At 62.5% G+C, this 339-nt stretch carries 1 protein-coding gene; it reads left to right on the plus strand.

Features of this window, described 5'->3' with window-relative positions; all coding sequences use genetic code 11:
* The coding region (locus M2R48_RS21340) for an efflux RND transporter periplasmic adaptor subunit (protein WP_262087632.1) at positions 1-339 on the plus strand (339 nt) is incomplete at both ends.

Here is a 339-nt window from a genome sequence, read left to right on the forward strand (position 1 = left end):
CGCATCGCGCAAAGCCACCTGGGAAATGCGCAAAGACAACGCCCACCGCCGCGCCGACCTCGACGCGCTGGTGATCTCCAGGGAAAACCGCGACGACGCCAGCAACGTCGCCGACTCGGCCCTCGCCGACTACCAGCACGCCCAGGCACAACTGGAAGCCGCCGAACTGAACTTGAAACGCACGCAAGTGGTGGCGGCCGTCGACGGCTACGTCACCAACCTCAACGTGCATCGCGGTGACTACGCGCGCATCGGCGAAGCCAAGATGGCCGTGGTCGATATGAACTCGTTCTGGGTCTATGGCTTCTTCGAAGAAACCAAACTGCCCCACGTCAAGGT

The organism is Acinetobacter sp. I-MWF (assembly GCF_025433935.1).
GTDB lineage: Bacteria > Pseudomonadota > Gammaproteobacteria > Pseudomonadales > Moraxellaceae > Acinetobacter > Acinetobacter guillouiae.